The sequence below is a fragment of the Paenarthrobacter sp. AR 02 genome (genome assembly GCF_021538675.1).
Classification (GTDB): domain Bacteria; phylum Actinomycetota; class Actinomycetes; order Actinomycetales; family Micrococcaceae; genus Arthrobacter.
In genome coordinates this window covers 67,817-93,946 of record NZ_JAJUKH010000009.1, presented here as the reverse complement: position 1 = coordinate 93,946, position 26,130 = coordinate 67,817, and the positions used below count along the sequence as shown (strand labels likewise).

Annotated in this window: 18 protein-coding genes; 10 read left to right on the top strand and 8 right to left on the bottom strand. The window is 62.6% G+C overall.

Features of this window, described 5'->3' with window-relative positions:
* Positions 1-206 precede the first annotated feature (206 nt).
* The 6 genes from LRQ04_RS15900 to LRQ04_RS15875 form a co-directional block, all read right to left on the bottom strand.
* Complete coding sequence (locus LRQ04_RS15900) at positions 207-509, bottom strand: hypothetical protein (protein ID WP_235521340.1); 303 nt, start codon at positions 507-509, stop codon at positions 207-209.
* 100 nt (positions 510-609) lie between these two features.
* A complete protein-coding gene (locus tag LRQ04_RS15895) occupies positions 610-1,266 on the bottom strand; it encodes a TetR/AcrR family transcriptional regulator (RefSeq protein ID WP_235521339.1) in 657 nt (218 codons plus the stop codon).
* Positions 1,263-3,716, bottom strand: a complete 2,454-nt coding sequence (locus tag LRQ04_RS15890; protein ID WP_235521338.1) for a glycoside hydrolase family 3 protein — start codon at positions 3,714-3,716, stop codon at positions 1,263-1,265. Before LRQ04_RS15890 ends, LRQ04_RS15895 begins: the two co-directional genes overlap by 4 nt.
* The gene (locus tag LRQ04_RS15885; protein ID WP_235521337.1) at positions 3,713-4,849 is read right to left on the bottom strand and encodes an LLM class flavin-dependent oxidoreductase; all 1,137 of its coding nucleotides are present in this window, start codon (positions 4,847-4,849) and stop codon (positions 3,713-3,715) included. Before LRQ04_RS15885 ends, LRQ04_RS15890 begins: the two co-directional genes overlap by 4 nt.
* 24 nt (positions 4,850-4,873) lie before the next feature.
* Positions 4,874-5,905, bottom strand: a complete 1,032-nt coding sequence (locus LRQ04_RS15880) for a LysR family transcriptional regulator (protein WP_235521336.1) — start codon at positions 5,903-5,905, stop codon at positions 4,874-4,876.
* A gap of 79 nt (positions 5,906-5,984) precedes the next feature.
* Positions 5,985-7,199 carry a flavin reductase family protein gene (locus LRQ04_RS15875; RefSeq protein ID WP_235521335.1) on the bottom strand — a complete coding sequence of 405 codons (1,215 nt, stop codon included), beginning with the start codon at positions 7,197-7,199 and terminating at the stop codon, positions 5,985-5,987.
* A gap of 252 nt (positions 7,200-7,451) precedes the next feature.
* Here LRQ04_RS15875 and LRQ04_RS15870 point away from each other — a divergent pair, with 252 nt between their 5' ends.
* Complete coding sequence (locus LRQ04_RS15870) at positions 7,452-9,041, top strand: MFS transporter (protein ID WP_235521334.1); 1,590 nt, start codon at positions 7,452-7,454, stop codon at positions 9,039-9,041.
* 64 nt (positions 9,042-9,105) lie between these two features.
* On the opposite strand, the gene LRQ04_RS15865 is transcribed toward LRQ04_RS15870, so the two are convergent.
* Positions 9,106-12,408, bottom strand: a complete 3,303-nt coding sequence (locus LRQ04_RS15865) for a glycosyl hydrolase (RefSeq protein WP_235521333.1) — start codon at positions 12,406-12,408, stop codon at positions 9,106-9,108.
* Positions 12,409-12,675: 267 nt separating this feature from the next.
* Here LRQ04_RS15865 and LRQ04_RS15860 point away from each other — a divergent pair, with 267 nt between their 5' ends.
* Genes LRQ04_RS15860 through LRQ04_RS15840 form a run of 5 tightly spaced genes read left to right on the top strand, consistent with a single transcriptional unit; the run spans position 12,676 to position 19,044 of the window.
* Positions 12,676-13,998: an ABC transporter substrate-binding protein gene (locus LRQ04_RS15860; RefSeq protein ID WP_235521332.1), complete on the top strand. Its 1,323-nt coding sequence runs from the start codon at positions 12,676-12,678 to the stop codon at positions 13,996-13,998.
* Positions 13,999-14,032: 34 nt separating this feature from the next.
* On the top strand, positions 14,033-14,992 hold the full coding sequence (locus LRQ04_RS15855; RefSeq protein ID WP_235521331.1) for a carbohydrate ABC transporter permease: 960 nt from the start codon (positions 14,033-14,035) through the stop codon (positions 14,990-14,992).
* Positions 14,993-14,998: 6 nt separating this feature from the next.
* Entirely contained in the window at positions 14,999-15,835 is an 837-nt protein-coding gene (locus LRQ04_RS15850; RefSeq protein ID WP_223941673.1) for a carbohydrate ABC transporter permease, read from the top strand.
* Positions 15,832-17,367, top strand: coding sequence for a family 43 glycosylhydrolase (locus LRQ04_RS15845; protein ID WP_235521330.1), 1,536 nt, complete (start codon positions 15,832-15,834; stop codon positions 17,365-17,367). Before LRQ04_RS15850 ends, LRQ04_RS15845 begins: the two co-directional genes overlap by 4 nt.
* 42 nt (positions 17,368-17,409) lie before the next feature.
* A complete protein-coding gene (locus LRQ04_RS15840; RefSeq protein ID WP_235521329.1) occupies positions 17,410-19,044 on the top strand; it encodes a DUF5597 domain-containing protein in 1,635 nt (544 codons plus the stop codon).
* A gap of 70 nt (positions 19,045-19,114) precedes the next feature.
* Here LRQ04_RS15840 and LRQ04_RS15835 read toward each other — a convergent pair whose 3' ends face one another.
* Positions 19,115-20,626: a GMC oxidoreductase gene (locus LRQ04_RS15835; RefSeq protein ID WP_235521328.1), complete on the bottom strand. Its 1,512-nt coding sequence runs from the start codon at positions 20,624-20,626 to the stop codon at positions 19,115-19,117.
* 292 nt (positions 20,627-20,918) lie between these two features.
* On the opposite strand from LRQ04_RS15835, the gene LRQ04_RS15830 reads away from it, so the two are divergent.
* The 4 genes from LRQ04_RS15830 to LRQ04_RS15815 all read left to right on the top strand — a co-directional run bounded on the left by LRQ04_RS15830 (position 20,919) and on the right by LRQ04_RS15815 (position 26,122).
* A complete protein-coding gene (locus LRQ04_RS15830) occupies positions 20,919-21,959 on the top strand; it encodes a sugar phosphate isomerase/epimerase (protein WP_235521327.1) in 1,041 nt (346 codons plus the stop codon).
* A complete protein-coding gene (locus LRQ04_RS15825) occupies positions 21,949-22,341 on the top strand; it encodes a DUF6379 domain-containing protein (RefSeq protein WP_235521326.1) in 393 nt (130 codons plus the stop codon). The genes LRQ04_RS15830 and LRQ04_RS15825 overlap by 11 nt, the downstream gene beginning before the upstream one ends.
* 46 nt (positions 22,342-22,387) lie before the next feature.
* Complete coding sequence (locus LRQ04_RS15820; protein WP_235521325.1) at positions 22,388-24,571, top strand: glycoside hydrolase family 3 N-terminal domain-containing protein; 2,184 nt, start codon at positions 22,388-22,390, stop codon at positions 24,569-24,571.
* A 78-nt stretch (positions 24,572-24,649) separates the two neighbouring features.
* On the top strand, positions 24,650-26,122 hold the full coding sequence (locus LRQ04_RS15815) for an MFS transporter (RefSeq protein WP_235521324.1): 1,473 nt from the start codon (positions 24,650-24,652) through the stop codon (positions 26,120-26,122).
* Positions 26,123-26,130 lie beyond the last annotated feature (8 nt).

The window sequence follows — 26,130 nt, the reverse complement described above, 5'->3', positions numbered from 1 at the left end:
TGCTGAAGCGAAAGCGTCGGCAGGATCAGCCGGCCGGCGGGGACTCCCGAAGCGCCAAGGTGGTCTCAAGTCCTGAAGACCTCACCGTCAAAAGGAACGCAGGGCCCAAGCCCGCAGTCGGGTGGCCGTCCGGCGCATCGTCGGCCGCGAGCATAGGGTTTTCGGCGACGGGTACTGGTTGCCAACTGGCTTTTTGCATGGCGGAGTCAGTATGCCTCGATATGGGCGCGGACCAGGCTGCCGTCCTCGCTCAGCCAACCTTTGCCGGCGGCGTAGACAAGCATGTTGGCAAAGCGGTAGTTCCACCCCATGCCGATCCGGCCGGCGGATTCGTTGCGTATCCAATCCACCGACACCAGGACATCTCCCTTGTCCAACCGTCCTGCGGTGGTGGTTTTGAGCAATCCGGGCAGGTTTTCCCGGGCGTCTTCGGACAACAGGACTTTGAAGCTTGTGCAGTCATCGGGTTCGTCCAAAGCTACGGATCCAGGGCTGACGCGAACGTGCACGGCAGTTCCTTTCGGTCGACATTATGTGGTTGTTTCCACTATGCCGAGGCGCAGGAAGTGTCAGGAAGACGAGCTTTTGGATAGCCGGTATCGCTGGCAGTTATGCCGCGTCCGTGGGGTCCTGCGTGGTGTCCATCAGATATGAAGCAACCATGCCTGCGAGCTTCTCCGAAATTTCGGGCCACTCGAACTTTCCGCTGCCCTCCATGGTGCTGCCCAAGCCAAGCCTACGGGCAATGACGCTGTAGGAAACGTTGAAGCACCAGTCGATTTCGTCCTGCCCAAGGTAGCCACCCTGCCAGGAGCGCAGCACTTTGGCGAAGTTCTCGGCAAGGACAGCGTGGGAGGCCGCCCCGCGTCGGGAAATGGTTTCATCGTTGGTGGCCCTAAGCATGAAGGGCCGGAGGATATCGGCATACTGCCGGAGGACCTCGATGGTCTTGTCCATGGCCTCGCGGACTATGGCTTGGAGTCCGTCCCCAGGGCGGGATGGCAATGACTCAAACAGGTAGTTGGACACGGCATCGATGTCATCCATCTTGCGGCCGTGGGCCACGCTGACCAAGTCATCTTTGCCTTCAAAGCGGGCGTAGATGGAGCCTATGGACACACCCGAACGGGCGCTGACATCGGCCAAGGTGAATTCGTCGTTACCGCGCTCTTCCAGCAGGGCCAGGGCCGCCTCGATCGTCTTTTCAAACGACTGGCGGCTCCTGGCCTGCTTTGGTTCGCGGGACTTGGTCTCCGGAAGGGTCACACTGTGATCCTACAGAGCATTCCTTCGGCGGAAGCGTTCCGGGACACCCGGACCTCCCATTCGCCGGACGGGACAACCCAGGCCGACACAGAGGAGTCCCAGCGCCTGAAGTTCAAGGGCTCCAGTGCGATGTCCACCTCACGGCTTTCCCCGGCGTCGAGAGTGATACCCGCGAATCCGGCCATCCGGAAGTCAGCCTCATGCGGCGCCCTGAGATACACCTGGACAACGTCCCGGCCCCCGGAGGCACCGGTGTTGGTGATTGTTGCCTGAACCGAGCCTCCGCGCAGCCCCTCCGCGGGCTCACCCTTACCGGCCGAACCGGCATGGGCACTGGCGTCCACCAGTTCAAAGGTTGTATAGCCAAGCCCGTATCCGAAGGGGTAGCGGGGCTGCTGTTGCGCGGTGTGGAAGTGCCGGTATCCCATGGGCTCGCTGGCCGCGTAGTCCAGCGTGAGGTCGGCATCCAGTCCGGTTCCCCAGCCCGGAATGTCTTCGTCCCGCCGCGGAAAGGACACCGGCAGCCGGCCGGAAGGAGACCTGCTGCCGCTCAGGACCGCAGCCAACGCCGGGCCGAACTCCTGTCCGGGGAACCATGCCATCAGCACTGCCTTGACCTTGTCCACCCATGGCAGCAGCACCGCGCGGGAGGCATTGACCACCACAATGGTCTCGGCCGCGACGCCGGCAACAGCGTCAACCAAGCGGTCGTCCGATGGGTCAAGTGCCGCCGTCGTGCGGTCCGCACTTTCACGCGACGAACCTTGCTGGTCGCCGACAACAACCACCACAGCGTCAGCCCGCGCTGCCAGCTCAACCGCGGCAGACAACGGATCGGTGACTTGCTCCGGCGTGGCTACGGCGGTGATCGCCTGTACACGTCCCGGCTGGAACGCCATATCGATCACCAGTTCCACCGTCCCCGCAGGCAGGTCCAGGGCGATTTCCTGGGTGTCGGCCCGCGCCACTACCCCCATGACGTCATCCGGCGCTGGGGGAGGAACAACCAGCACCTCGCGGCCATCAATCCGGAGGGAAGTCACGCCAGTCCCGCCCGCACCCACTGCCCAGCGGGCCGGGGCGGGAAGGTGGACATGCGCGGTGATGCGTGCCCGGCCCGGAACGCCCGCGCCCAGTCCCGGCACCGGGCCGAACCAGACGAACGCAGAGGATTGGCGGACTTCGCTGTACAAAACCTCTTCACCGTCCGCCGGCAGGACTTCCAGAAGGACACCCGGTGTTCCGTTCGGTGCCTTGCTTCCAAGTTCCGTTAGGGACAAAGCCGACGCCGGTGCAGCACCGGGTTCGTAGAGAACTTCGACGCCGGGACCAGCCGCCGCTCGGATGGCGTCCAGGGGCGTGACTACCTCGCCCTCCGGACGAACCGTGGCGAAAGTTCCGCCTTGGAAGCACGGCTTGTGCGCGTTGTGTCCCAGCACTGCCAGCGTCTTGACCGCAGACACGTCCAACGGCAGGATGGCGTCCTTGTTCTCCAACAGCACGAACGACTGGGCGGCTGCCTCGCGGAGTACCTCCCGCTGCTCCTCCTGGTTGCGAAGGCGGGCAGGCGCCGGAGGGGTGGTTCCGGTGCGTCGGCCGGTTCGGTCAGCAAGACGGGTAATGCGTTCCACCGCATCATCCAGGCGCTCGGGTGCCACCGCACCGGAGGCCACAGCCTCGGCAAAGCGTGCGCCAAGGTAGGTAGCAGGACCGGGCATTTCCAGGTCCAACCCGGCAGTGGCTGCCGCAACAGTGTCATCCACGCCGTACCAGTCGGACACCACCACGCCGTCGTACAACCACTCGTCCTTCAGGACGCTGATAAGGTCCGCGTTCTGGGAGCAGTGGGTGCCATTGACGCGGTTGTAGGCCATCATCAACATCCACGGGTTGGCAGCGCGGATCGCTACCTCAAACGGCAACAGGTACGTCTCCCGCAAGGTGGCTTGCTCCACGCTGGAGTTCATCCGGCGTCGTTCTGTTTCGGTGTCATTGGCAACAACGTGCTTGGTGCAGGAACCAACGCCTTGCGATTGCAGGCCCTTCACCCACGCGGCACCCAGGATGCCGGTCAGGTAGGGGTCCTCCGAAAACATCTCGAATCCCCGGCCGGTCAGCGGTGACCTGGGCATGTTCAAATTCGGGCCGAGGATGGCCGAAACGCCGCGTTCGACGCCCTGCTGGCCGATGACCTGGCCTATCTCCGCTACCAGATCAGGGTTCCACGTGGCGCCCAAGGCTGTCCCGGAAGGCATGATCAGGGAGGTATCCCGTTCATCCATGGCCTTGCTCACAATCCCCAAAGGGCCATCCAGCAAAACCATTTCCTGCACGCCGGCCGCCTCGCTTGCGGCGGTGCTCCAGCCGTTCAAACCGCCCGTAAGGCTGGCGCCAACAATCCCGGGGGCGTGTGGATCAATGTGTTCGCTGGTGGCAGCTCCGGCCGTCACAGAGCTGCGACCTTTTCTGCATCCTTGAGGGCTTCGTTGGAGCGGAGCAGGGGTTGGACGCGCTCAGCGAACAGCCGCATGGTCTGGGCTGTGAAGCGGCGGCGTTCCTCCGTCAGGGGCCCACCCATTGCCGCCATGAGAACGTTGCCGATGCCCAGATCGGCGTACTTCTGAAGCTCGGCGGCCACGGTCTCCGGGCTGCCGTAAAGGCACCAGGTTCCCTTGTAGCCCTGGGTCCTGGCATCTGGAGTGGGTCGCAGATCAACGCCACTGATGGCTTCGGCGGCCTTGTTCGCTGCGTGCTCGCGCTCAACGGTTTCCTGGTACTGCTCAAGGATGATGTCCATTTCGGCTGCGGCTTGCTCGTCGGTTTCGGCGATGTGCACATGCTGGTAGGAGTGGGTGGTCCATTCCAGGGCGGCGCGGACGGCCTCTCCCGGGTGGCCCGCTGCTTCAAGGGCGCTGCGGTAGATACCGAAGTTCTTTTTCACTTCCTCGAAGGCGTTTCCGCTGTCTATGACCGGCGGGGTGAAGGCGAGGATGAAAGCGGGCTGCGCCTTCTTGGCCGCGCGCTCAACACTGGAAGGCCGTGCGGCCACGGACATGACGCGCGGTTCCGGCTTGGTGTACGGCGTGGGCACGATCCGGGACACCACTGCACCCCGGTAGTGGCCGTTGTCGAATGTCACTGCTTCGTCGCCGGGCTGCTTGGCCCAGAGGCGCTCTGCGATTTCCAGGTTCTCGTTGGCCAGGCGTGAACTGTCCTGGTAGTTCACCCCAAAGCCGATCATTTCTTCAGGCGTGGTTCCGCTGCCAACGCCAACCAGAAGTTTGCCGTCGGTCAGCTGGTCCAAGAGAGCGAGGCGCTCGGCGAAGCGGACCGGGTGGTGCAGGGCCAGGGTTTGGACGGAAAAGCCGAAGTGCATGCGTTCCAGTTTGCCTGCGAGGTATGCCGCGAAGACGAAGGGATCGCTGGCCGGTGGAGCGTAGCCGGTGAAGTGGTGGTCAGGGAGGAACACGGCGTCGAAGCCCTTTTGTTCGGCGTCGGTGGCGTGCTCCACCATCGCCTGCATCACGGCGCGGTCTTCTTCCGGACCGCGGGACCGGGAGGTGAGGAACAGAGAGAAATGCATGGAAACTCCTGAAGTATTGGTGTGTCAGGCAGAAACAGCGTGTGCCGTCAGTGGCTCGGCGTGTTCTGCCCCGGATGGTTCTGTGGTGTGGGTGGACGTTGGCTCAAGCGGTTCAAGGCCGGGCTCGGCAGCAGCGCCGGGTCCAGCGGCTGCGTCGAGTTCAGCTGCCGCGCGGGCAACAAGCCGCCGGAACCACTGGTGCCCCGGGTCCGGGGTCTTGGAAGGATGCCACCAGGCGCACTCCACCAAAGTGGGGAGGCTGATGGGCAGTTGCATGATCCTGACGCCGGCCACGGATGCGAGCATCCGTGCGAGCCGTTCCTGGACCAGGGCGAGCCGTGAAGTTCCTGCTACTGCGAAGGGCAGCATGAGGAAGCTGTCAACAATGATGTCCGTCCTCTCGCCCAGCTGGAGGTCATAGACCCTCCGGTCAGCCAGGGTTGAGTCGACCTCCGTGCCAAACAGCCTGGCCCAGCGGGCATCGCGCATTTCCTCAACCGTCAGGGTCTTGTCCGGCGTGGTGTCTCCCGTGACGCACACCCAGTTGTCGGTGAACAACTCTGTGTGGGGGAAGCCGGAGAAGTGCCCTTTAGGTATGAGCATGAGGTCCGCCGTCTGGAGTGTTTCCTTGATGCGTTCTACGGCTTGCGGGGTGACGGCATCGAAATGCACTTGAACGCCCGGAGCCTCCTGCTGCAGCATGCTCATCAACCTGCCGGACAGGGCTGTCAGGCAATAGTCGGATGTCACTATGCGGAAGCTGCGCGTTGAGAGAGCAGGATCAAAGACAGCTTGCGCATCGAAGGTACGTTCAACCATCCGGAGTATCTGCGAGACGTCCTCCTTGAGGACCTGCGCCAGGGGAGTGAGTTCGTATGCTGAGCCGATCCGGGTCAGCAACTGATCATCGAATTGCCGGCGCAGCCGCTGCAGGGATGAGCTCATGGCCGGTTGGCTGATGCCGATCCTTGCACCCGCCCGGGTGACGTTCCGCTCCATGAGCAGGGCGTCGAGGGCAACCAGGAGGTTGAGATCGGCAGTCAGTAGGTTGACCATGGGATTCTCCTAATCCGAATTAGAATACTGATACTAATTATGAGGCGCGTCACATCCAAGGTCAATAGCCGGCTTTGGTCTAGGGAGTCTGGGGCGGGGGGTTACCTCCGATCGCTTCCGTGATGGACCGTGCAGCTCCGAGCAAGCTGTCGCGGCACTCCTCCAGGCGTGACAATGGTTCATTTCCAGGGAATCCGTTGAGCGTGAGCGTCACGGCAACCTGCCCTTCGGAATCGAAGACCGGGGCATGCAAGGACGTGACCCCCGCAGGATCATCCAGCCCGGCAGGCCCGGAGGACGCTGCCCTCTCGATAAGGAGGGGCAGAACGCCGCTGAGATCGGGTGCTGCGGTGTCGCTGGGTACGTAGACAATCCGCTCAAACTCGGCTGCAGCGCCAACATCCACGGAGACGGCGTATCCCAGAGAGCGGACCTGTTCCAGCTCAGCGTGTGCCAACGTGGCGTCGACCTCACCTACGACATCGCGGGCGTTGTCGATCCAACGCTTCTCCGCAGCCTCTCCCGCCCATGCCACGTAGAGGGGCGCCAGGGGAGCGGCGAGGCCGAAAGAGACCCCCACCCGTGACGGCGAACCACCGGGAGAGCTGTCCACGCCGGCCGCTGTCAGTACCACCACGGAATCATCAACAACTCCGCTGACCAGGACCTCAAGCTTCAAAGCATCCGCCAGGGCTTCAATGACGGGACGGGCGGCGTCAGCGGCTTTGACATGCCGGGTCAGTGCCGTTGCGGGAGAGATAATGGAGGGAATGGTGAACGAGCCGTAACCGCCACGAAGGAACAGCAAGGGCAGTTCCCGGGAGGATCCCACGCCCAGGGCTTTGACGCGCCCAATCACGATGTCGTGGTCCCCGGAACGGATCACGTCCTCGATGTCGCAGTCGATCCAGGCCGCGGCACCTTCCAGCCGCGGGCTGCCGGACGGGGTATCGCCCCATTGGTTGGCCGTGAAACGGTCTTCGGCTTTGCGGGAGAAGGCCCGGCAAACATCCTGTTGCCCGGCGGTCAGGACATTGGCGCAGAAGGACCCCGTTTCGCGGATTTTGGGCCAACTCGTCGAACGGACGTCGGGCATGAAGGCCACCAACGGAGGATTCAGTGATACGGAACTGAAGGTGCCCACCACCATTCCCACTGGTTCGTCGTCATCGGTTGCGGCGGCGATCAGCGTGACACCGGTGGGGTATTGGCCCAGGACATAACGGAACCAGGCTGCGTTCTCCGGGCTGGTGTCCTGGGTTTCTGTGGTGGAAGCGCGGATGCTCTGTGTCATCGTGGTGCTCTCCTCTTCGTTGAGATTTCCTCCAGTAAACGCGGGAGAGAGGGGGCTGCGGAAATAGTTCCGGGGTATGCGGAGTATCGCGAATTCCGATGTTGGAGCACCCGGCGTTGCGGCCCACGCCGATGATAGATTCGTTGCGATACCGGGGCTCTTGGGCCCGTCGGTTGGGGGTCAACGTTCCTCCGGGCGCGCATCTGGCCGGTATCGAGCCGCCTTTGCCGGCTCTCCCGGAACGAGGTTGCGGTGCGCCGTTCAAACGTGTCCCCATCCACCATCCCGGACGATGTGGATGGTTCTCCTGCCCTTGGCGTGACAGCGGAAACAGGTCCGTCCACGCCGTCCGATTCAGTAGCCCAGCCGCCACCCCAGGTACGGGTCGGCCCGATCTACGCAGCGTTGCTGATCATCGTGTTGCTGGGCGCGCTGGACCACACGATCGTGGCCACTGCGCTGCCCACTGTGGTGGGTGAGCTGGACGGTGCGCGCCACATGGCATGGATCATCACGGCCTATACGCTGGCGATGACTGTCGGCATGCCTGTCTACGGGCGGTTGGGGGACCGCTATGGCCGGCCTTTGCTCCTCATGGTCGCGTTGACAATCTTCCTGGGCGCCTCCGTTCTGTGTGGTTTCGCCCAGGACATGTTCCAGCTCTCCCTCTACCGGGGAATCCAGGGGCTGGGTGGAGCAGGGCTGGGTGTTCTCCCGCCGGCGATCATCGCAGACCTCGTGCCGCCACGGCAAAGAGCCAAATACCTCGGCCCCTTGGGATCGGTGTTTGGCGTTGCCACGGTGATCAGCCCGCTGGTTGGCGGCGCCATCACAGACACCGTTGGGTGGCGGTGGGTGTTCTGGATCAACCTTCCCGTTGGTCTCTTGGCGCTGGCCATGGCGTTTTCCCTGCGCCGCCTGAAAACCGCGCGTGGCTCCGGCGGCGTCGATTGGCCGGGGACCCTCCTGATGGTTCTTTTCACCTGCTCGTTGGTGGCTGTGGTCTCGTTGGGCACCGAGCCGGGCATCTCCGCGGGCATTCTCTGGACCATCGGCGCGGTGGCGGCGATTTCCGGCGTGCTCTTCGTGGTGGTGGAGATCCGCTCCAAGCACCCCCTGATCCCGATGAAGATGTTCAAGAGCTGGCCTGTAGTCAACGCTGCCGGCCTGGGCCTGGTTATCGGTGCGGGTCTGTTCAGCGTGGTCGCATATCTCCCCAGCTACGTGCAGATGGTGTACTCCACCTCGGCTTCAGTTGCCGGAATGATCCTCCTGCCCATGGTCCTGGGGATGATGGTGTCCACCAACCTCACCGGATGGCTCGTCAGCCGTACAGGGCGGTACAAGATTTTCCCCCTGGCAGGCTCGGCATTGGCCGTTGCGGCAGCCATTGGCCTCAGGCTCCTGCAGCCCGGTACCCCGCTTCCCGTAGTGGGGATCTTGCTGGCACTTTTGGGATTGGCCGTGGGCAGCTTCATGCAGATCACTGTCGTGGCAGCGCAAAACGCCATGCCGCATTCGGTGGTGGGCAGCGTCACCGCATCCCTTGGCTACCTGCGTGAACTGGGGGTCACGGTGGGCACGGCGGTGTTCGGAGGCCTTTTCGCCGCCATGCTGGCGCGGGGTGCGGCTGAGAACACTTTGGGTGTCCCACCCTCCACCATCACTGATCCGCACGCGGTCCAGCAGTTGCCGGCACATCTGCAGGCCGGGGTGGCGGTTATCTACACCGACACCTTCCTGCCGATCTTCGGATTGCTGGCGTGCATCTTTGCGGTCGGTGTTCTGCTGTCCGTCTTCATGCCGGAGCAGCGTCTGGCGGACCATAAAGACCTGAAATAGCAGCGCCCGTTACTCCGCCGCCTTGTGTTGCGGAGTAACGGGCGTTTCACTTGGCTTTTCCGGGTCAGTCGTCCAGGACCAGCAACCGCACCGGGCCGTGCAGGCCGGCAGGCATGGTTGGTGCATCCGGCTCAAAGATGGAGGCCGCAGGGCGGGTGAAGTTCCCCTCTGCGGCATCGCCGGCAAGCCGGTTCCACCAGGTATTGGTCACAGCTATTTCCACCTCATTGGTGCCGGCCCGGATCGCGTCTGTGATGTCGATGCGGAACGGGCAGGTCCACAAAGTGCCCACAGTGCTGCCGTTGACCCTGACCTCAGCCAGTTCACTCACCCCGCCCAGATCCAGCAGAAGCCGCTTGCCGGGTTCGGTCAGAATCCCATCGCTTGAGAAAGTGTGGCGGTACGTTCCTGTTCCCGAGAAGCCGGTCACATCGGACCCGTGGGCGTCGGCTCCGGGTCCGGCCCAAGGGGCCACGACCGGCATCACAATGGCGGATGGAGCCTGGCCATCGCCGTCGAAAGTCACTTCCCAGGGGCCTTCAAGCGTGTGCTCTGCGGCGATCTCCTCGCCAGCATCGGGGACATTCACGGTTGCCCCACCGCTCTTGTGCAGGAGGACGAAGGCCGAACCGAAGGGTTCCAACTGCAGCTCCACTGCGGTTCTTCCGGCCTCCGGGCGAAAGACGATGGGAGACCGGGAAGCGGTCACCGGATCCCAGCATTCGGCAGCGGTCGCCGTGCCCCTGAAAGAGGCGCTGACCTGTTCGGCACGATCGCGCTGGTTGCTGACGAAATACAGTTCTGCGTTCGGCAACTGCCGGTGGATAACGGGCAGGTTCGCTGCCGCCGCGGCCTCCAGAACCCAGTCGGGCTCTACCCCCGCCCGGGCCAACGCAGTGGACACGCCCTCTTCTGCAGCCACACCCGCGAGGTCAATCAAGCCCGGATGTCCGGCCCAAAGAAGGTCGACGGCGGCTCTCCACTCAGCGGGATCGTCGCTTTGGCTGGGGGAGCGTTCGGGACGCCATCCGGCCACGAGGGCTCCGTCCTGCAGCAGTTCGATGAGTCGCCGAACCGCCCGGAGCGTCATCCGGTGGCTGGTCCCTCCGAGATAAAGGAGCCGGTAGGTGGTGCCGCCAGTGGTGAGAAGGCCGCCGTCGGGCGTTACTGTGAGGTGGTTCAGCAGACCGTCCAGGTTGATGAGATCAAAGCCGTGGCCTGCCGGGACTTCGGGGGCGGTATCGCCGAAAACGCCGGTGACAGGCGCTTCCTCACCGTAGAAGTAGGCGACGTCGGCCGCGTAGGTACCCTGCTGCAGCAGATAGCTGCAGCGACCGAGGTAATCGAGCCACGGCTTCGCCGCGTGCGCCCAAGTCTCGTTACGGGTAAAGGACTGTCCAAGGTAAGGGGACAGGGTGACTCCGGGCTTGGGCACTGCCTCGGGCTGATGGGGTGACGTGTGGATGTTCAGGAGGTTGACCCCCAAAGCGAACTCCAGATCCGCGATTGGTTTGAGCGTCCGGGGTGCAAAAGCGAACGGTTTGCCAAAGGCGCTCATGGATTCCGCCCCGGTGGCTGCCTTTCCGTATACGTGGGCAACCGACGCGGCCCCACGAAGATCGGCAACGTAGGTGGGCTGGGGTCCCTTGTCCGGCTCGAAGCACCACATGGCACCCATGGGAACATCAGCGTAGGAGCGCATCCCAACGTCGTCACCCAGCTGGGGCCGGTGATCTTCCAAAGCCTCCGCGTAATACGTCAGGCCCCGTTCCCGGGCGATGTCCGCGATGGTTCCATAGTGGTTCTCCGCGAGGAGTTCGGAAATGGTCTTCCGGAGGTCCCACAGGAAGGAATCGCTCTGCTCCGGGGTGCCAACAACTATGCCGCTGATGGCCGGAAGCCACGGCAGCAGATCGTAGCCGCGGCGCTTCGTGAACTCGGCGCGCATCGCACCGGTCCAGTTCTGGGGGCCCGATTCGATGCTGTCGCTGAGCAACGCAGACACCCCATCCAGGCAGCTGCCGAGGGCTTCTTCGAAGAAACCCAGGTAATCGCCGAAGTACCGGGCAACCAAAGCGGCGTCCAGCTTGTCCACTTCCAAGCCGGTGGCGTCGACAGGTGCCGGGGCGTTGAGGTGCCCGGTCAGGGCATACCCGTACCGCAGGATGGTCCAATCTCCGCTCTCCGGTGTCCAGTCGAGGATTCCGTCGGTTCCAAGGAACGCGGTGACATCAATGACGTCCTGCGGCTGGACAGCGTCGGACGGCTGGCAAGAGCCGCCGTCGAGCGCGTAGTAATCGGGCACCGGCGCGTAGCCGGCCTTTTCCTCCGACCTGGCCACGCGCCCGCCGGAGAACAGCTGGAAAGCTGAAACCTTGAACGTCCCGCTGCCCTTGGAAGTTGCAAAAGGCAGCGGCTTTATCCCCTGCGCCAGAGGGAATTCGTGGCCTTTTCCGGTCTCCAGGACCAGCCGAAAACAGCGTGCTGAGATCGTGGGGAAACTTGCGGACCGGACAGGCGACCCCGATGCCGGGAGGTCGGCCACCTTGCTGAACGTAACGCCGTCGGCGCTGGCTTCCACGTACGCTTTCGGTGCCGGCGCTACGCCGAAACCACGCGAGGCAGGGAGCCCCACACGCACCGAGGAAACGGGCGTTGGCTGGTCGAATTCTTCCGTTATCCATGCAGTGCCGGAGGCTGCCGTAACCTCCGTCGTCGGCCAGAACGTGCCGTCGGCCAAGGACTCAGGATGCCTGTCCCCGGAAGTGGTGCCACTGGCAACCACCCGTGAAGGCGTCAGCTGGAAGTGTCCGCCGCGCCGGGGCAATGCCAGTACCGCCACGTCGTCGTAAAACTCCGGGACGCCAACAGGATCATTGCGGATCGCTCCGAAGGGGACGTCCTGGAAAGGGCCGGATACCGACGGCGGCAAGGCCAACCGGGGCAGTGCCGGCTGGCCGGCGGTCACCGCCGTGGTGCTCCAAACGAGCTTCTTCATTCCGGCGTGGGGTGCCACCCAAGGCCCGCCCGTCGCACTCCAACCGGCGGAGGTGGCCACGGCCAGTTCCAGTCCCAGCCTGGTGGAAGTGGACGCCGCGCAGGAGATGGCCGTTTGCCATGCCGGGGAACGGAAAGAGACGCGCTCCCGGGTGTACTGGGGGATGCCCATGGAACCGGTGAAGGCCTGGACTCCACCTGCGCCGGAGGAGGCAAGCCACTCAAGGTCCTTGACGATCCCGGCGGGGTCGATGTTTCCGTCCATCCAGTGCCACCACACCCGGGGGCGGGCCGTGACGGGTGGGTCCGCGAATCCGGGAAACAAAGCATCGGCAGCTGACGGGAGGGCAGGCGTGGCATCGTCGCTCACGGAAACATCCTTTGGTGGTGGGTGGGGAAGCGGCTCAGGCCGGAGCATCCGGATTCAGCCTAAACGCAGGCATTTGCCAGTGGGAGGAAACAGGCATGCAGAGAGAAGATGGTGAGCATAGACGATAACTATTTCCATGGCTGCTCTGGCCTGCCCTACCTTGAATGACAGGAGCCAGCTTGTGATCCAGGAAACACAAACTGACGCAAGGCTCGAATCCACTGATCACTAGATGGTCAGGACAACGACGTCATGAAAGGCCACATCATGAAGAAAGCACCAAGCCCGGCTGGCCGGAGGTTTCTCTCCGTTGCGGCACTGGCATCCGTTACCGCATTGGCGTTGAGCGCCTGTGGCGGGGGCGACACCAACAGCAACGCACCCATCGCTGAAGAAACCGGCCCTGTTGAGATCACCCTCGCAACCCCTGCCTTTACAGGTGGTGGCTCAGGAAACCCCTACCTGACATTGATCGACGCCTTCAAGGCCAAGAACCCAAACATCACGGTCAAGCTGGTGGAGTCGCCCAATGACCAGCACGGTCAGACCATGCGCACCCAGCTCCAGGCAGGCAACGCGCCGGACATCTTCTACGTCACGGCAGGGCGGGGAAACAACCAGTCGTTCGCCTCGTTGGCTGAGGCAGGCTACTTGCAGGACCTGACGGACCAGAAGTGGGCAGCCGACGCGATCCCCGCTTCCGCCAAGAACCTGTACTACGACGACGACAAGGTCTTTGCCGTTCCGGCCGACCTCGCACCGATCACCATGCTTCAAAACACGGGTGTCTTGAAGCAGCTTGGGCTCCAGGAACCCGCCACCCTGGATGAGCTGATCACCCAGTGCAAGACTGCACGGGCAGCCGGCAAGTCGTACTTCGCAGTGGCAGGAACCTCCGGCGCCAACACGGGCCTGCAGGCAATGCAACTCGCGGCATCACTGGTTTACGCCAAGGACCCCCAGTGGGACGCCAAGCGCGCCAAGAAGGAAACCACCTTCGCCGACTCGGACTGGAAGAAGGTACTGGAGCAGATCGTGAAGTTCAAGGACGCCGGCTGCTACCAGGACGGTGCCGCGGGTGCCGGCTTTGACCAGCTTTTCCCGTCAGTTGCCCAGGGCAAGGTGGCGGCAGCATTCGCCCCCGCCGGCGCTGTTGCCGCACTCCGGGCGCAGGTCAAGGACGGATCCTTCGATGTAGCTGTTCTGCCGGGCGAAAAGGCCGAAGACAGCCGGCTGATCGCAAGCCCGGGCAACGCCCTGGCCGTCAACGCTGCGGGCAAACACAAGGGCTCCACCCTTAAGTTCCTTGAATTCCTGGCCCAGCCCGCCAACCAGGATGCCCTGGCGAAAGCAAACGGAAACGTATCAGTCACCTCGGCACTTTCAGGTACCGTGCCCGAGCAGTTCCCGCTGCTGGAACCGTACTTCTCTGAGCCCGAGAAAAAGATCGTCACCCAGCCCAACTACCTCTGGCCCAACAGCGGCGTCTACGACTCGCTTGGTACCGGCATCCAAGGCCTTCTGACCGGGCAGGCCACCCCTGACCAGGTTCTGAAGACCATGGACGAGCAGTACGACCGCGGCGCCTAGCCCACGGCGTCGAACCTGATTGGAAGAACTTCCCATGACCGCACAACTTGAGCAGAAAGCGGAGGGCGCCCGGGTCACCGGGCGCCAGCCCCGCTCCAGCAAACAGAACAGCCGCAAAAGCGAACGCAGCACCGAGCGTCGCTTCGCAACGTGGTGGTGGTTCACCCCCGCACTTCTGGCCCTGGTGCTCATCCACTACGCCCCCAGCGCCATTGGAGCATTCTTCGCCTTCACCAACTGGAAAGGCCTGGGAAAGTGGAAGTTTGTCGGCTGGGAAAACTTCGCAGCGATAGCCGACGGCGGCCCCACCACCGCAGCGCTGATCAACACCTTCATCATCGGCATCTCATTCGTGGTTCTGACCAACGTCCTTGGCCTGCTGCTTGCACTGGGCCTCAACCGGACCGTCAAGTCCCGCAACGTCATCCGAACCCTGATCTTCGCCCCCGTGGTGCTCAGCTCGCTGGCTACGTCCTACATTTGGAAGTTCATCTTTGAACAGGACGGCCCGCTGAACGAATTCCTGCGTTCCGTTGGATTGGAATCACTGCAACGGACGTGGCTCGGTGACCCGTCCACCGTCCTGCCGGCCATCATCATCGTCATGGTTTGGCAGAACGTCGGACTGGTGATGGTCATGTACCTTGCCGGGCTGGCCACGGTGTCCCCGGAACTCGAAGAGGCAGCTTCCCTGGACGGAGCGAGCCTGTGGCAGAGATTCAACTACGTGGTGCTTCCGGCCATCATGCCCTCGGTGGTGATTGCCATGACGCTCATGCTGATCAATGGCCTGCGGGTGTTCGACCAAATCCAGGCTTTGACGGGCGGCGGACCCTACGGTGCGTCGGAAACACTCGCCGTCACCATTTACAAGGAGACGTTCGTCATGGGCCGTTTCGGTTTCGGTGCCGCGCTCGCCTTGGTCATGTCCTTGATCATCATCATCCTCACGGTGGCCCAGCGCCTCCTCCTCCGCACGAGTTCCAAAGGCTAACCGATCATGTTCCGTTACACGAAGAAGACCTTGCTTCGCGAGGCATTGCTGATCCTGGTTGCCCTGATCTTCCTGCTTCCCTTCTACTTCCTGATTAACCTGGCCTTGAAGAACGGCAACGACGCACTCACGACGTCCGCGATGCAGCTGGTCACCAACCCCACTTTGGATGCCTTTGGACAAGCCATCCGCGGCGGACGCCAGGCAACCCTGATGGATGGGATGCTCAACAGCATCATCATCACCGCCGGCAGCGTGCTGGTGCTGGTAGCTGTGGGCTCCATCTCGGCGTATACGCTGAGCCGCCGGACAGGAAAGCTGAGCAAGGCAGCCATGGGCCTCATCCTGGTCACCATGGTTCTGCCGGCCCAGGCCGCCATCATCCCCATCTACGTGGGCATGAGGAACGTCGGCTTGGTGGGTACCCACGCCGGAACCATCATCATGTATGCGGGCGCACTTCTGCCTATCTCCATCTTTTTGTACATGGGGTTCACCAACGGCATCGCCCGGGACTATGAAGAAGCCGCACAAATTGACGGGGCGTCCCGGTTCACCGTGTTCCGCAAGATCATCTTTCCGCTTCTCTCGCCCGCAACGGGAACCGTGGCGATCTTCACCGGCCTGATTGTCTGGAATGACTTCTTTACCGGCTTGATCTTCCTTAACGGCTCGGACGCCGTGACGTTGCCGGTGGTGATCTACAACTTCGTGGGGGAGAGCGTCTCTCAATGGAACGTGATTTTCGCGGCCATCATTATTTCAATGATCCCCATCCTTGCGTTCTTCCTGGTGGCACAGAAGAAGTTCATCCAAGGCTTTACCGGAGGGGTTAAGTCTTGAGTACGGCAGAAGTCCTTGCTGAGGGCCAACGGCGCGCCGATCTTGGCGACGGCAGCTATGTGAACCCGGTCTTTGCCGGCGACCATCCGGACCCGGCCATCCTGCGGGACGGGGACGACTACTACCTCACGTTCTCTTCCTTCGAGTCCACTCCCGGCCTGATCATCTGGCACTCCACGGATCTCCTCAATTGGCGTCCCCTGGGTCCTGCGTTGCCCACACCCATTGGCAACGTCTTTGCAGTGGACATGTGCAAGGTGGATGGCCGCTACTTCATTTACGTCCCCATCATTTCGACCTCCGTCTCGCCTGATCCCGGTGCCCCGCCCCAGATTTATGTCATTCATGCCGACTCCATGGCCGGCCCTTGGAGCGAGCCGATCAATCTGGGAATCAACGGCCACATTGATCCCGGGCATGTGGTGGGCGAGGATGGTAGACGCTACCTGTTCCTGAGCGGTGTCAGCCGTGTCCGTTTGAGCGCGGACGGTTTATCCACCGACGGCCCTTTGGAGCATGTCTATGACGGCTGGCGTTACCCGGACGATTGGGTGACCGAGGCGTACGCCTTGGAAGGACCGAAACTCACCAAGCGCGGCGAGTGGTTTTATTTGACGACGGCGGTAGGCGGTACTTCCGGTCCGCCCACCGGGCACATGGTTACGGTGGCCCGCTCGCGCTCGGTTCACGGGCCTTGGAAAGACTGCCCCGCGAACCCCATCATCCGTACCTGGGATGCGGCCGAGCCGTGGTGGAGCAAGGGACACGCCACGCTTTTTGAAGGCCCGGGCGGTCAATGGTGGAGCATCTATCACGCCTATGAAAATGGGTTCACCACTCTGGGACGCCAGACCTTGTTGGAACCCATCGAATGGGACGAAAACGGCTGGCCCCGTGCAACCGGAGGTGATCTCTCCAAGCCCCTGCCTGCACCTGTGCCGGGTGCTTCCGCAGCCGGAGGAACACGTCACGGAATACAGCTTTCGGATGACTTCGCGGAAGCCCGCTTTGGCATCCAATGGTCATTCCATGCCCCTGCAAAGGATGAATACTCGCGGGTTTCGGTCGACGACGGCCTGGTTCTCGCAGCAAGGGGCAGTGATCCTTCAGACAGTTCGCCGCTGACCTGCATCGTGGGAGACCAACGCTACGAGGTCACTGTCGAAGCGGAGATTTCCGGCGGCGCCCAAGGCGGGCTGCTGCTCTACTACAGTGATCGGCTGTTCTGCGGGATGGGCCATGACGGAGACCGGCTGTGGAGCTACCGCGCCGGAAAGAACATTCCTTACTGGCGGGAGCCGGCCCCTGCGGCGTCAACAATCCACTTCCGGATTGTCAATGACGCCCACATCGTCACGCAGTACTACAGCACCGATGGGGTCAACTGGACCCGCCATGGGCTGCGGTACGAAATGTCCGGCTACAACACCAACACGGCCGGCGAACTCCTGAGCCTGCGGCCCGCACTGTTTGCCACAGGGTCCGGCCAGGTGCGCTTCCGAAACTTTCAGTACAAGGCGCTCCACGGATAACGTGCCGACCACCACGAAAAGCTAATGATAGGCGAGCCGAAAATGCCAACCATCCCCACCCTTGAACGCCAATCCGGGCATGCCCGATTAGTTGTTGACGGCAAACCATTTCTCTGCATTGGAGGGGAGCTGCACAACTCAAGCTCCTCCGATCGCGGGTACATGGCCCAATACTGGGGAAAGCTGGCCGCGTCCAAGGTCAATACCGTTATTGCAACGGTGTCATGGGAGCAAGTGGAACCAACGGAAGGTAACTTCGATTTCTCGATCGTTGATGGGCTCATCGAAGACGCAAAAGCTGCTGGACTAAGGCTGGTACTTATCTGGTTTGGTGCGTTCAAGAATGCTTCATCCACTTATGCCCCGTCGTGGGTACGGGGCGATCCTTCGCGTTTTCCCCGTGCTGATCGTGGTTTGGAACCCATGCAAACACCCTTCTCCTATAAAGGTTCGATGCCTCGTCCAACCCTTTCCGTATTCTCGGTAGACCTCTTTGAAGCCGATAAAGCGGCTTACTGCCGCTTTATGGCTCACCTTGCTGAAACAGACGAGGATCACACCGTAATCATGGTCCAAGTGGAAAATGAGGTAGGGCTCCTTGGGGCGGCCCGCGACCTTTCAGCTGCTGCTCTGGCGGCCTGGCAACAACCGGTTCCGGAAGCTCTGAGGAAGGCGTTGGTGAGCCGCGAAAGTTCATTCGACCCCGGACTGGCCCAGACTCTCCGCCCCATTGCCGACTCCGACGGCAGTTGGGCCGATCATTTCGGCGACGGCAACCCTGTTGCAGACGAAACCTTCATGGCTTGGGCATTTGCTGAATATGTGGGCGGCCTTGCCGCTGCCGGTAAGGAATTTCTAAATCTTCCGGCCTACGCCAATGCTTGGATCGGTCCGCAACCCGGCCAAGACCTCCCGGGCAATTACCCAAGTGGCGGCCCGACGGCAAAGATGCTGCCGGTTTGGAAGGCCGCAGCACCGGCCCTCGATTTCTTGGCCCCGGACATCTACGTACCGTATTCCGCCGAGGTCATGGCACAGTACGCATCTCCTGAGAATCCGCTCTTCATTCCAGAAGCCCGGTTCAGGGCAGGAGATGTCTTCCTCTCAGTGGGCCGGTTCGGAGGCTTTGGATATCACGTCTTCGGGCTGGAAGACGGCCGGGAGGGTAACCAGTTCAGCTCGGCGGCCCAGGCGATCATTTCCCTGACCCAGGAGATTGTTGACGCGCAGCGGGAGGGCCGGATCTTTGGATTCGCCTTGGAAGAGAACGAAGACGATGTGGTCACGGAATTCGGCTCTGTCACTGTCAGCATAAGAAACGCCGCGAAGCTCTACACCGCTATGCTCTTGGACGCAGGAGTGGTGCTTCCACCCCCTCCGGAGTTGCCGGGGGAGACCGAGGGGGCAGCCCATGGCCACACTCCTGGGGACAACCGACCCTTCGGACTCGTCATCGAGACTGGCCCTTTGGAGTACCTTGTTGTCGGTCAAGGCGCGTTGTTCGATTTCCATTCGAAAGATTCCGTGCTTGAGGTTGATTCAGTGCGGGAGCTTCGGCTGACTCCCGATGGTTGGCAGGAAGGGCGCCTCCTCAACGGTGACGAGCGGCTACAGGTTCTACAGAGCGACCGGATCAGTGCCTCATTTATCAGGTTGCTGGACGTCGGCCGGGACTGACGCTCCACCACGAAGTCACAAAAAGGGGCTGGTCCACCATCATGGTGGACCAGCCCTTTTTGGTTTCCTTTTACTTCATACTCCGGGCTATTGCCCGGGCCCCGATGACCGCGAGGGCCACGGACGTCAGCGTTGGGTTGCAGGCGGTGGAGGTCGGAATCACTCCGTTACCGGCCACGTAAAGCCCCTCAGTACCCCACACCTGACTGTCGGGACCGCATACCGAGCGGCCGTCGTCGTACTGTCCCATCCGGACCGACCCCTGGTAGTGGAGCGACGAACCTGCGGGGAGCAGGAAAGGCGGCCTGTCATCCAGGAAGGTACCCAGGACCTTGCCAGCGCGGGTCACCGCCTCCTTGGCCTGCTCGATGACCCGGAGGTCCTTCCACGTGAGGTTGTAGTTGATGGTCATGCGGGGCATCCCGTAGTGGTCCAGGCTGGTGTCATCGAACTCCACCCTGTTTTCTTCCACGGTCTCAGTCGCGCAAAACCAGCCGAGGCCAATGACGGATCCCGGCACTACGGGGTCGTCTTCGGCGAGGGGAACAGGCGAAGCATCAAGCTGCATCACCTGGCCGTGGAACGGTTCCTCGTCCGTGTAGGGAACCCAGGAAACGCCGCTGTGCACCGCGGCGCCGGCAGTGGCCTCTCCAGCACCGGCCTCGCCGTCTCTTGACTGCACAACATCGGCCGGTAAACGCACAGCACTGATGACTTGCGGCTGGTCGTTCAGGTACCGGCCCAGAGCCCGCGGCCGCACGCCCGAGGCGAACAGGAGCTGCGGTGTGCGGAGGGCATCGGCCGCCACCACCACTGCAGGGGCATGGACCTTGGTCACCGTACCGGTGGCGAGGTCCTTCAACTCCACTCCGGTGACGTGTCCGGCGTCGAGCATCACCCGTTGGCACAGCGTCTGGTCACGGAGCTCAAAGAAGTCACCGCGCGTTGTCGGTTCAGCCAGCGGACCCATGACGACGTCGGTCCCGGACCACGTGATGGTGCCGTCAGGATGCTTTCGCACGGCAAGTGGCATGGGCTGGATGGCGGCAGCGCCGGTGCGGTGAAAGGCGTGTTCGAGCCGCTCGCGGACGTCACCGGAGAAGGGAGCGTCAGCGAATGCCTCCGAGGTGACGGACAAAAGCCGTTCGGCCTCTCCGAGCGCCGCATCAAGGGTTCCGTCGTCCAGGAAGGAGATCCGCTCGGATGCTCCGGGCCTTGGGCAAGCGCAGGTCCAGTGGGCGCCCATGCCGCCGACGTTGCTGGACATGGCGGCCGCCGGCATTCCGGCCAGGGGAGCCAGTTCGTCCGGCCGCAACAGGAAAGTCCCCGGACGACCGGGACCGGGGACAGGGGACTCGGGGCTAAGTGAGGTGACCGGTCCTTGCGATGCCAGTTGGGCCGCCGCCCGAGCTTGTGGATCCGGCAGGTTCTTGACGTGCAAACCTGGTGGTTTGGACAACGACGGGCCGGCTTCCACCATCAGGACCCGCAGTTGCGGAGCCTCCTCATGGAGGGTTCGGGCATAGGCGGCGCCTGCGGGACCGCTGCCAACAATGACGACGTCGTACTCATGGGTTTTCACGGGAATCCTTCACGGATCACTCAGTGCCCGGCCTGTGAACCTGCGGCACGGTGCCCGGGAGCATCAGCGCGCAGTGCGCGCGGTGGTCGATGCAGGCACCTGGTAAAACGCTAACTGGTGAAAGGTCCTTGGAGCACCTCCGGCATTCATTCAATCTGTGGATGCGCGGCATAGGCGTTCCTGATCCTGGGGCCACTGCCATTTGCCGGACGCCCCCAGTAGCGTTGGACTACGCCCGTCGTAGGTCGGTGCGAAATGTCGCGTCCAGTGCGCGCCAAACACGAGGAGCTGGGTGTTGAGTACCGCCCATCAGATCAAGCGTGGAGTCAGTTTCTACAGTTACCAGGAAGAGTGTTTCCTGAAGAAGATGTCCTTGGAGGACTGCGTCAGCGAGGCTGCGGCCATAGGGGCCTTGGGGATCGAGATCATTCCCGAACAATCCATGACCGGGTATCCGGATCCTGGCGAAGCCTTCTACCGCACGTGGGATGGTTGGATGGAAAAGTACGGAACCACCACGGTGGCCACGGACCTTTTCCTGGATACCAAGCGCTATCCCGGCCGGGTCATGACCCTGGACGAGATGACGGAGTCCGTTCGCAAGGACCTGGATATCGCCAAGAGAATGGGCGCCAAGCACGTCCGGGCCATCATCAACACGCCGCCGGAGGTCATGGAAGCGTGCGCCTCGTACGCTGAGAAGCTGGGCCTGAAGCTGCTCCTGGAAGTGCATGCGCCCTTCCATTACGAACACCCCTGGGTGATCCGGCATCTGGAGGTCATGCACCGCTTGCAGTCTCCTGCCCTGGGTTTCATGCCTGACATGGGTACGTTCGTTGAACGTTTCCCGCGGGTCATGTCCGACCGGGCGCTGCGCGATGGAGCCCGGTCCCGGTTTGTGGAGCTCGCGGTGGAAACGTACAACAGCCGCGGGGACGTTCACGGGCTCATGGATACCTTCAATTACATGGGCGCCAACCCGGTGGAGCAGGGCATCGCCAGGCTTTCCACTTTCCTCACCTGGAATGATCCGCGGGTGATGTTGGAGCACATGCCGCTGATCCACCACATCCAGGCGAAGTTCTACGAGATGACCGATGAGGGCACGGAATACAGCATCCCGTACGACAAGATCATCCAGGTGCTGATCGAGGGCGGTTACAACGGCTACCTCTCCAGCGAATACGAGGGCAACAGGCACATCCAGGACATTTTCGAGGTAGACAGCGTGGAGCAGGTCCGCCGCCAGCACAGGATGTTTGAGCGTTTGCTCGGTGAAGACGACGGGGTTGCTGCAGGCGCCCCTGCCCAGGGAGGCCACAGTGTTCGATAAGTACATGATTGTTGAGGACACTCTCCGCAACGTGGTTGACGGTGATCGCGTCACGGGCTTCGAACTGGGCGTACGGCTTCCCTACTACCGCGGTTTGGGACTTTCCATGGTGGAGGACGTGCAAGTCACTGTGGACGGCGAAACGGCCCCAGTCTCTGCGGTGTCCCTCACCGTCCACGGAAACACCTACAAACTCACCGACCTTCCCGGCATCTTTGACGACCGCTGGGAAATGGGGGAGGTCGCAACCGTGGCGGTGGACAAGCCCGGCGGACTGGGCCGGGGCGAGCACTCCGTGGCCGTTCGCGAGAGGTTGCGGATCTCCTACATGCCCGTCCCGGGCGGCGGCGCCGACCAAAAGGTACTGACACTCCGGGACTGATCGCCGGAGCCGGCGCGATGTCCCACCATCAAAGAAAGGACCAACGGTGACATCAGCGCCGGTACAGGACCAACTTGTCGAAAACCTCCTGGAGGCCATGACGTGGGAGGAAAAGCTGGGCCAGCTCCAGATAGCCTTCCGCCCCCGTCTGGAGGATGCTGCGGATCTGGTCCGCGGCGGGATCGGCGCAATCTTCTGGCCGCGCAGTGCCGCGGCCACCAATGAACTGCAAAGGATAGCCCGCGAAGAAACTGCTCATGGCATTCCGCTCCTGGTGGGATTGGATGTCATCCACGGGCAGCGGACAACCTTTCCTGTCCCTTTGGCCCAGGCGGCCAGTTTCGATCCTGCAGTTTCTGAAACTGACGCCCGCGTCACAGCGCAGGAAGCGGCGTCCGGGGGAGTCAACTGGACGTTCTCGCCCATGATCGACGTATCCAGGGATCCCCGCTGGGGCCGTGTTGTTGAAGGCTTCGGAGAAGACACGTACGTCAACAGTGTGTTCGGAGCCGCCAAGGTGCGCGGCTACCAGGGCGACTCGCTGGGCGATCCGGATTCCATCCTTGCCTGCGCGAAACATTTTGTGGCTTACGGCCAGGCGGAGGGCGGGCGGGACTACAACACCGTTGACGTTTCCGGCCAGCGGCTCCGCAATGTGTATCTGGATCCGTTCAGGGCCGCGGTTGACGCCGGCGTGGCGACTGTCATGGCGGCCTTCAACACGGTTTCCGGGCGGCCGGCGCACGCCAACCATCACCTGCTGACCTCCATCCTGAAGGATGAGTTTGGGTTCGAAGGCGTGGTGGTGGGTGACGCCGATGGCGTCGTCAACCTGCTGGACCACGGAATCGCCGAGGACCTGGATGACGCACTGAGGCAGTCGTTCGCGGCGGGCCTGGATATTGAAATGGGCGGTAGCGTCACAACGTCCGACGACGGCACCCGCCTTGGTCCTGGACACGTGCCGTTGGCGCGCGTGGACGACGCCGTGCGCCGGGTTCTCCGCCTGAAACTTGCGTTGGGCTTGTTCGCCGACCCGTACAAGTCACCCGGGGATGAGGTGGTGGTGCCGTCTTCCGAAAGCCGCCGTGCTGCGTTGGCAACCGCGGAAAAAGGCTTGGTCCTGCTCAAGAACCATTCCGTTCTTCCCCTTGGAACGGCACGCCAGCGGGTACTTCTGGTGGGGCCGTACGCCAACAGCACCGATCACCTCGGGGCATGGGTGCAGTCCTTTGCAGAACCTGCCGGTTCCTTGGCCGAAGCGATCCGGGAAGAGTGCCCGGAATGGGATGTGACGGTTCGGGAAGGCACGGGTTTCTTTGGTGGCGACCCGGACCTGATCGGACAAGCAGTGGCCGACGCAGCCGACTTTGATGCAATCGTTGTTGCTGTCGGTGAGCCTTCGGCACTGACGGGTGAAGCCAGTTCCCGCAGCGATCTCCGGCTCCCTGGTGCCCAGGAACAGCTGATCCGGGCTGTCGCTGCTACCGGCAGGCCATCGGCAGTTGTCATGTTCAACGGACGTCCGTTGGTCACCTCAGATTGGATTGACGCGGTGCCGGCACTCCTTGAGGCCTGGCACTCGGGATTGGAAGGGCCACGCGCTGTGGCCCGTGCACTGAACGGCGCAGTGAACCCGGGTGGCCGGCTGCCCATGACGTTCCCCAGGTCTTCCAGCCAGGTTCCCATCTACTATGACCACGAGAACACGGGGCGCCCGGCCAAAATTTCAGGAAGAATCGACGCCGCCACCGTGGATGTCGGCCTGATGGGTCCTGGGAACACGGACGACTTTTACACGTCCAAGTACAGGGACCTTGACCTGGGACCGCAGTTCCCGTTCGGGCACGGCCTCAGTTACACCACCTTCGAGTACGGTACGCCCAGTGTGACGCCGGCAAGTATCTCCTTGGACGATCTGCGGGCCGGTGGATCGGTTCAGGTGGCGGTGTCCCTCACGAACGCCGGGGCCGTGGCAGGGGACGAAGTCACCATGGTGTTCATCCGGGACCTGGTGGCCTCGCTGGCCCAGCCTGTCCGCCGGCTGCGCTCTTTCGCCCGGTCAACCCTGGATCCGTCCCAGGCCACAATGCTGACTTTCGAGCTGGGCTGGAAAGACCTCGGTTTCTGGGACAACCAGGACCAGTACGCCGTGGAGGCGGGTACTTTCGAGATCCATGTGGGAGGCGGGCTGGAGCACGCGCAGGTTGCTGAACTCCGGGTCACCTGACCCGGCCGGGACTAATCTGGGAACCGGGGCGGTTACGCCATGCGGGGAACAGAACTGACCAGGACGGAACGGAACCAGATGACAACAGAGACCAGTGACGGCGTCGGATTCCGCTCCAAGCGGGGGCCCATCCTCATTGCGTTGATGCTGTCCACGGGTTTGGTGGCGATCGATTCCACCATTGTTGCCACGGCCGTGCCGTCCATTGTGGAAGACATCGGCGGGTTCTCATCCTTCCCCTGGTTGTTCTCGGCATACCTGCTCGCCCAGGCCGTATCGGTTCCCATCTACGCCAAACTGTCGGACATGGTGGGCCGGAAACCGCTCATCCTCTGGGGCATCGGGCTGTTCCTGCTCGGCTCCATATTGTGCGGCCTGGCGTGGAGCATGCCCGCGTTGATCGCGTTCCGCGTCCTTCAGGGTCTGGGCGCGGGCGCGGTCCAGCCCGTATCGATCACCATTGCAGGGGACATCTACACGCTCGCGGAACGGGCAAAAGTGCAGGGGTACCTCGCCAGTGTTTGGGCGATCTCCTCAGTGGTGGGGCCAACATTGGGCGGCGTTTTCTCCTCGCTGGGGATCTGGCGTTGGATCTTCCTCATCAACATCCCGCTCTGCCTCCTGGCCGGCTGGATGCTGGTCCGCACCTTCCATGAGGATGTTGAACGCACCAAGCACAGGGTGGATTACGCCGGCGCAGCCCTGCTGACGGTGTCGCTGAGCCTGCTCATCCTGGGCGCTTTGGAAGGCGGGCAGGCCTGGGAATGGAACTCGGCCATCAGCATTGGAGTCTTTGTTGCCGGTGCGGTCCTGTTTGGGTTGTTCCTCCTGGTGGAGCGGAAGGCTGCCGAGCCCGTCCTCCCGCCGTGGGTGGTTTCCCTCAGACTGCTCGCGACGACGGCCCTCATCTCCTTCGGCGTGGGTGCGGTTCTGCTGGGGCTGACCTCCTATGTGCCAACCTTCCTTGAAGGCTCCATCAAGACTTCTCCGATCCTGGCGGGACTTGCGCTCGCGGCCCTGACCCTTGGCTGGCCCATCAGTGCCTCGCAGGCGGGCCGCTTCTACCTCCGGATCGGTTTCCGCAGGACCGCATTGATCGGCATCTCCATTACGGTGGTTGGCGCCTCCATTCTGGCGCTCACTGCCTCCTCACCCAATGTGCTGCTGGTCGCGGCATCGTGCTTCATTGTTGGCCTGGGGCTCGGGCTGGTGGCGACTCCTACCCTCATCGCTGCGCAGTCCAGCGTGGAATGGAACGAGCGCGGCGTTGTCACCGGAACCAACCTCTTTGCCCGGTCAATCGGCAGCGCCATCGGTGTGGCCGTGTTCGGTGCCGTCGCCAACGCGATTTACGCCAACGGAAGCCCTGCCGGAGTGGAAGGCGGCCACGGGGCGGAAACCACGGTGGCAGCATCCTCCGCGGTGTTCATCGCGGTCCTGATAAGTGCCGTGCTGACCGTTGTCGCAGTGATTGCCATGCCGGCAACGGAAAAGAACCCGGGCGAGTCCCCTGCCCCCGAAACCACAGGTGCCGCAGCTGTGGAGGACTAGTCTCGGAA